Origin of the sequence: Mesorhizobium sp. M7A.F.Ca.CA.003.01.2.1 (genome assembly GCF_003998945.1) — a bacterium.
GTDB classification, from domain to species: domain Bacteria; phylum Pseudomonadota; class Alphaproteobacteria; order Rhizobiales; family Rhizobiaceae; genus Mesorhizobium; species Mesorhizobium ciceri.
In genome coordinates this window covers 1-2297 of sequence record NZ_RZRA01000900.1, presented here as the reverse complement: position 1 = coordinate 2297, position 2297 = coordinate 1, and the positions used below count along the sequence as shown (strand labels likewise).

Annotated in this window: 2 protein-coding genes and 1 pseudogene; all 3 read right to left on the bottom strand. The window is 64.7% G+C overall.

The features are described 5' to 3' along the window. Positions 1–553, bottom strand: a pseudogene (locus EN969_RS27385) (ABC transporter permease); the annotation flags it as partial. Then, positions 550–1509: an ABC transporter permease gene (locus EN969_RS27380; RefSeq protein ID WP_013530496.1), complete on the bottom strand. Its 960-nt coding sequence runs from the start codon at positions 1507–1509 to the stop codon at positions 550–552. The pseudogene EN969_RS27385 and the gene EN969_RS27380, both read right to left, overlap by 4 nt. 7 nt (positions 1510–1516) lie before the next feature. Beyond that, positions 1517–2297, bottom strand: a 781-nt coding sequence (locus EN969_RS27375) for an ABC transporter substrate-binding protein (RefSeq protein ID WP_245467523.1), incomplete at its 5' end; no start/stop codon positions are given.

Genomic DNA, 2297 nt, shown 5'->3' with positions numbered 1-2297 from the left:
GCTTCTGCTCACGCACGGCGGCGCGAACGGTGCGCGCCACCAGCGGCGCGTAGGCGATGCCGATCACCAGGATGACGGTCAGGTTCGACGGGCCGATCGCCACCAGCGTCATGGTGACGAGAACGATGAACGGAAACGCCATCAGCGTATCGAGCAGCCGCGCGCCGATGGCATCAGTGAGGCCCTCGAAATAGCCGAGCACCAGGCCGATGATGCTGCCGGCGGCAACCCCGGCCAGCGTCGCCAGCGGCGCAACCAGCAGGATGTCGCGCGAACCGACGATGATGCGGGACAGCACATCGCGGCCGAGCTGATCGGTCCCGAACCAGTGCAGCGCATCGGGCGGCGTCAGCGTCGCCAGGAAATCCTCGGCATAGGGATCGTAGGGAACGAAGAGGTTGCCTGCTATGGCGCAAGCGACCCAGAACAAAAGCAGCAGCAATCCGACCACGACCGACGGCGGCAATCCGGCGAAAGCACTGCGAATCCGGCGCACTGCCGAAAAGCCCGCCACGGCGCGCTGCAGTGCGGGAAACTCGGCCAGATCCGTCATGGCGAGGTCCGGCGGCGTTGCCGCGGATCGAGCAGCGCCAGCAAGAGGTCGCCGGCCGCCGCCGACAGCACGAAGATGGCCGCCATCACCAATACGCCTGCCTCCAGCATCGGGAAATCACGGGCCTTGGCCGCGTTCAGGACCAGATTGCCAAGTCCCTGGATGCCGAACAACGCCTCGATCACCACCAGCCCACCCAGCATGTATCCGGTCTGCGTCGCCAGCACCGCGACGGTCGGCGTCAGCGCATTGCGCAGCACGTGCCGAAAGATGATCTCGCGCCGCTCGAGCCCTTTCAGGACGGCGGTGCGCGTGTAATCGGCGGCGATCGCCTCGATCACGCCTGCTCGCGTCATCCGGGCGATATAGCCGGAAAGGTTCAGCACCAGCGGCAGCGCCGGCAGGATCAGATAATAGCCATGCGTCCAGAAGCCCGCGCCATCGGGCGCAACTCCGGAGATCGGGAACCAGTTCAGCCACAGGCCGAAAACGATGAGCAGCATCAGGCCGGAAACGAAATCAGGCACAATGCCGAAGGAGACGCCCGCCATCACGATCAGCCGGTCGATGAGGCGGCCCGCATTGAGACCGGCGATGACGCCGGCACCAACGCCGAGCGGAACGAGGAAGAGCAAAATAATCCCGGCAAGCGCCGCGGAGCGCTTGAGGCTTTCCAGCACGAAGGGCGCCACCGGCCCGCGCATCGACAGCGAGGTGCCGAAGTCACCGGTGACCGCTTTGCTGAACCAGAGCCAATACTGGACGAGAACCGGCTGGTCGGCGCCTAGCCGCTTGTTCAGTTCCGCCACCGCTTGCGCGTCGGCAAAAGGCCCGAGCATGACACGGCCCACATCGCCGGGCAGGACCTGCCCGGCGAAGAACACCAGAATGCTGACCAGCCACAGGGTGAGGACAAGTGTGCCCACACGCGCTGACAGAATGCGACCGGTCAGCATGTCGCGATCATGCCTGGACGAAGGAAACGCGGTCGAGCAGGAGATGCGAAATCGCGGTGAAGCGTACGCCCTCGACCTTGGAGCTGACGATGCGGCTGTATTGCGAGAAGTAGCTGATGATCGCCGGCGTCTCGTCGAGCAGCAAGGTCTGGATCTTGCGGGCAACAAGGCGCTGTGCCTGCAGGTCGCGCGCCTTCGAGTAGTCAAGCAGCAGCGCGTCATAGGCCGGGTTGTTGAAATGTGCCGCGTTCCAAGCTCCCGAACTCTTTAGCGTGGCGTTGAGGAAGATGTCGGGCGTGCCGCGGTGGCCATAGTCGGTGATGCCGAGCACCGAATCCAGCCATGGCGAACTGCCAAACGTCGCCGAGCCGTAATAGGCGTCCTGCGGCAGGACATTGAGCTTGACGTCGATGCCGGCCTTCTTGGCGAAGTTCTGGATGATGACCGCATAGTCGGGAATGTCATAGGCGCGTTCGGTGGTCAGCGTCACCTCGAAGCCGTTGGGCACGCCCGCCTCGCCAAGCAGCCGCTTGGCCTCGGCAATGTCCTGCTTGCGCTGCGGCACCGATGGATCGGCCGAGGGGAAGATCGGCGCGAACGGCGTGTCGTTGCCGACGATGGCGCGGCCCTTGAGCAGGCCCTTGACCACAGCCTCTCGGTCGATCGTGAGCGCCAGCGCGCGGCGGATGCGCTTGTCGGTAAACGGCGCCTGGTCGGTCCTGAGATGCACCTGGTCGTGCGAGCTCGCCTGCACGCTCAGCAGCTTGAAGTTGGGATTGCCCTCGATC